This is a genomic window from Lachnoclostridium sp. MSJ-17 (genome assembly GCF_018918205.1).
Taxonomy (GTDB): domain Bacteria; phylum Bacillota; class Clostridia; order Oscillospirales; family Acutalibacteraceae; genus Ruminococcoides.
The window spans coordinates 1-4,381 of the sequence record NZ_JAHLQB010000095.1; the positions used below are offsets into that span (position 1 = coordinate 1).

Below are 4,381 nucleotides of genomic sequence, written 5' to 3' on the forward strand. Positions count from 1 at the left end.
ATAATCGCCTACTCCTGCCTTATCAAAAAAGCTGTCGAGCGAGCCCGTCATCGCCGTCAGGTTCATCACGCTTGAAGAAATAAACATTACCGACAATATCACAAAAAACAGTATGATAACGTTCATTGTCTTTTTGCGTTTCAGGTCGCGTTTTAAGATGTCAAAAAACATACGCCTTCTCCTTTTCTGCCTATTATTGTATCACAAAATCCGCTTTTGTGAACCTTGTAAATCAAGTATAGCGGAGAAATTATTAAATAATCCTTAAATGAAAAATGAATTTGAAATTATTTCAAAAATATTTAAGCAAGTTATTAACAACAGGTCGCTGTGTTCCTTAATAGCGTATTTGTACTGTCGGGAGTACAAATACACTGCTTGTTTAGACGTGACATCAACTCGTCGTCGCAATATGTCGAACGATTTTAATTGACAACTAAACTGTCACCATTTATAATAATAACTGTACACAGAACGTACACCCACAACTGAATAATCCATAAGATTAAAGAGCTGCAATAAGCAAAGATTTATCTTGCTTACACTACAACAAGCACTTTGAATTATCAAAAGAAGGATAGAATAATTTAAAGTCAAGTTATATAAGGCTTCTTACACCAAGGGGATAGTTTACCCTTTTTCGTATGAGAATGAGCCTTATTATAACTTGGCTTTTTGTTGTGTTTAAATAATTGAAAACCGAACACAAAACAGTCACTATTGTCAGTGACGGAAAGGAAATCATATGACTAAAGGACAACTAATTGTTGCTATGACACTGGGCAAAGCCAACCGCGAGGGGTATCCAAAACTTACGGAGAATCATCCTTTTTTCGGAAGGTTAAGAGCATTTATGGTCGGGAAGCACTACTGGATGGGTACAGCTACTGACCTGCTTACCGAAATGAACGATACCACTACGCCGCCGAATACAGTTACTAAACTACTCAATAAGTATTCTTTTGAATTGTATTGCAGTAGCGGTATTGATGTGAATTTTCGGCGAACAAACCGCAGAAGAATCATTGAGCTTCGCTATCATAGACAACCATAAATAGTGTTAGGGTGACAGGTTTGTTTACAGTTCTATGAGAATACAAAATAACCATGTCACATCTAAACAAGCAGACTGTTTTTACTCCTGCTATGCAAAAACAGTTCAGAACAATAGGGACACCCTAAACCCGTTTATTAAGAAAGAAGGTAAAAAACTAATGAAATACTATGATGATCAAGGTAACGAGCTAAATATTCGTACCGAATTAAACGATATGCTTGACGAGTTATATGACAAGCTTGACAAGATGACTCCGAAGGAACGGATGGCTTGGTATAGCAGAGGTATGTATGTCAAGACGTTAAAGTACACGCAGGAAATTGACAACACCATCTATATAGTTCGTACCAATTTCAACGAAAACTCAACCTCAACCGTATATGACACGGTTAAAAGAATAACATCAAAGAACGAATAATTTAATACGTTAAAGTGTTGAATTTAGCGGTTAGATATGTTATGATATTACTATCCTACAAAGACATATCCGACTGTGGAAAGGAGCAAAATGAGTAAACAGTCAGATAAAGACAAAATTACAGCCTTATACTGCCGGCTATCTCGCGATGACGAGAATGAAGGTGTATCGGGTTCAATCAAGAATCAAACAGAAATATTACAACGCTACGCCGCTGATAACGGCTTCAAGAACACCCGCCTGTTTATTGACGACGGCTTCTCGGGTACAAACTTTGACCGTCCTGCCTTCAACGAGATTATGAAGCTCGGCGAAAATGAAAAAATCGGAACGCTGATTGTCAAAGACCATTCCCGTCTCGGACGTAACCGCTTGGTAGTTGGAGCCTTGATGGAAGAAGAATTTGACCGTATGGGCATTCGCTATATCGCCATCATGGATAACATCGACACCAAGAACGGTATCAGCGACCTTGTACCTATGCAAGACCTCTTTAACGAATGGCACGCAAAGAACACCAGTGACAAAGTGCGCAGAGTATTTCAAAGCAAAGGCAAATCAGGTAAACCGTTGACCACCAATCCACCGTTTGGATATATGAAAAATTCCGACAACAAAGACGAATGGATTATAGATGAACCGGCTGCCAAGATTGTCAGGCGTATATTCAAGATGTGCGTATCGGGACTCGGACCGTCGCAGATTGCAAAACAGCTAAAAGCAGACAAAGTGATGACTCCGACGGAATACTGGATCAGCATTGGTAGGAACTGCGGTAAACCACCAAGCGTACCGTATCATTGGTGCCCAGCTACTGTTGCCGATATTCTCGGTAAACAAGAGTATTGCGGAGATACGGTCAACTTCCGCAGCCAACGCAAGTCCTTCAAGAACAAGAAGAAGGTTGAGCTTCCGCCCGAACAATGGTTGGTATTTGAAAACACCCATCCGGCTATTATTGATAGAGAAACCTTTGAACTTGTAAGGGAACTGCGTAAGAACAAGCGAAAACCGACAAGGACAGGAATCGTCAGTATGTTTTCGGGATTGGTTTATTGCGCCGACTGCGGTGAGAAGTTGTATTACAGCGCAACCAACAACTATAAGGAAAATCAAGCGTACTTCTTCTGTTCATCCTATCGCAAAAACTCCGACGTATGTTCAGCCCACTACATTAGAGAAAAAGTGATCTACTCGTTGGTGCTGGAAAATATGCAGAGGGTGTTTCTGAATGTTCAAGCCTACGAAAAAGAGTTTGCTCGAAAGCAAATGGATTGCTACACAGAGGAAAAACGCAAGGAGTTAGCAACCAAGCGCCGTGAGCTGAACAAAATTAAAAAGCGAATATCAGAAATCGATGACCTCATCTTAAAAATCTATGAGGATAACGTCTCGCATAAGATTTCGGACGAACGCTTTGAAGTGTTCAGCAAAAGATATGAAACCGAACAGCAGGAGCTAAAGGCAAAGATACCTGAGCTTGAAGCCTACCTGTCAGCCGAAACCGACAAAACTGAAAGCTTGCAGAAATTCATTGCCAAAGTGAAAAAGGTTACCAGCCCAACGGAATTAACACCTGAGCTTGTCAACGAATTTATTGAAAAGATAGTCGTATCATCACCACACTATCTCGACGGCAAGCGGTATCAACTGATAGACGTTCACTACAAAGGCGTTGGTATTATCAATATCCAAACACCTGAAGAATTTGAAAAAGGCTTCCAAGCCAAAATGAAACAGCGCAGACAAAAGTCTGCATAGCAAAAACTACGGCATAGCATAAAGCCGTGCCGTAGTTAAATACATTAGATTTTACAAGAGTCGCCCGTTAGGGTGTAACTTCCTTACGAAGTACACCCTAAGGTGCTCTTTTTTATTATAGAAACAAGCAATAGGATTACGGGGCTCGAAGGCGAGCGTTAAGAAAACAGTCCGGGGGACTGTTTTCAGCGAGGGCGCAGATGAAAATATCAAGCGCAACACGCCGTATCATGCGAGATGAAAGTGATTTGAACAGCAAACGCACGTCATCCGCTCCAAAGAAAAAGAGTACCAAAGGTGCTCTTTTTTATTTATCTCAATTTATCTTTCTTTTTTTATTCAATTATTTGTCGGTGATAATATGATTAAAGTGATGTTTATCTGCCACGGCAATATCTGCCGCAGCCCAATGGCTGAGTTTATTCTTAAAGATATGGTAAAGCGGCGCGGTATCGCGGATGATTTTGTGATTGCGTCCTCAGCCACAAGTACCGAGGAAATCTGGGGAGACGTGGGCAATCCGGTCTATCCTCCGGCGCGTCGGGAGCTTGCGGCACACGGGATTACCTGCGGCGACAAGCGTGCCGTTCAGCTCAGAAAAAGCGACTATGCGCGTTACGATTACCTTCTCTGCATGGACAACTCAAATCTGCGCAACGCGATGAGGATAATCGGTTCCGACAAGGACGGCAAGCTGCGTCTGCTGCTGTCGTTTGCTGACGGAGGAAGCATTGCGGACCCGTGGTACTGCGGCAACTTTGACCGCACCTACGCAGACATAGTAAAGGGCTGCGAGGGCTTTCTTGAATATCTGGGATATAAATAAAATCAGCCTGCTCAATTTGCGAGCAGGCATTATTTGTTTTTGGATATCAGAACCAAATCGCGGTTGTCAACGGTTCCGTCGCTGTTGTAATCTGCGGCTTTGAGAAATGCTCCGCTGAGCTGAGCTTTGCCGATTTGATATTCCATCAGCAGTTTCATATCGCTGCTGCTTATGGTTCCGCTGCCGTCGAGGTCGCCGAGAATGACAATGCAGGCGGAGTCTGCACGGTATCCTGTGCGCAGCTTGCCGCGTGTGACCTCGCCGCCGTTTTCGTCATATACGTTTTTGATATCCGGATACATATTTTTGAGCTGCGAAA

General features: G+C 42.4%; 5 protein-coding genes. 4 read left to right on the top strand and 1 reads right to left on the bottom strand.

The features are described 5' to 3' along the window. The first annotated feature begins 745 nt into the window (after positions 1-745). The 4 genes from KQI64_RS08180 (at position 746) to KQI64_RS08195 (ending at position 4,062) form a co-directional block, all read left to right on the top strand. Positions 746-1,054: a hypothetical protein gene (locus KQI64_RS08180; RefSeq protein WP_216524201.1), complete on the top strand. Its 309-nt coding sequence runs from the start codon at positions 746-748 to the stop codon at positions 1,052-1,054. Positions 1,055-1,271: 217 nt separating this feature from the next. Then, positions 1,272-1,475 carry a transposon-encoded TnpW family protein gene (locus KQI64_RS08185; RefSeq protein ID WP_216524202.1) on the top strand — a complete coding sequence of 68 codons (204 nt, stop codon included), beginning with the start codon at positions 1,272-1,274 and terminating at the stop codon, positions 1,473-1,475. Between the two features lie 90 nt (positions 1,476-1,565). Continuing rightward, positions 1,566-3,236 (top strand): recombinase family protein, encoded by a 1,671-nt coding sequence (locus KQI64_RS08190; protein WP_216524203.1) that lies wholly within the window; start codon positions 1,566-1,568, stop codon positions 3,234-3,236. 361 nt (positions 3,237-3,597) lie between these two features. Next, positions 3,598-4,062, top strand: coding sequence for a low molecular weight protein-tyrosine-phosphatase (locus tag KQI64_RS08195; RefSeq protein ID WP_216524204.1), 465 nt, complete (start codon positions 3,598-3,600; stop codon positions 4,060-4,062). Between the two features lie 29 nt (positions 4,063-4,091). Here the strand turns inward: KQI64_RS08195 and KQI64_RS08200 are convergent. Next, the coding region (locus KQI64_RS08200) for a dockerin type I repeat-containing protein (RefSeq protein ID WP_216524205.1) at positions 4,092-4,381 on the bottom strand (290 nt) is incomplete at its 5' end.

Coding starts and splice junctions, on each gene's coding strand:
- KQI64_RS08180 (WP_216524201.1), top strand. CDS start 746: ATGACTAAAGGACAACTAATTGTTGCTATGACACTGGGCAAAGCCAAC.
- KQI64_RS08185 (WP_216524202.1), top strand. CDS start 1,272: ATGCTTGACGAGTTATATGACAAGCTTGACAAGATGACTCCGAAGGAA.
- KQI64_RS08190 (WP_216524203.1), top strand. CDS start 1,566: ATGAGTAAACAGTCAGATAAAGACAAAATTACAGCCTTATACTGCCGG.
- KQI64_RS08195 (WP_216524204.1), top strand. CDS start 3,598: ATGATTAAAGTGATGTTTATCTGCCACGGCAATATCTGCCGCAGCCCA.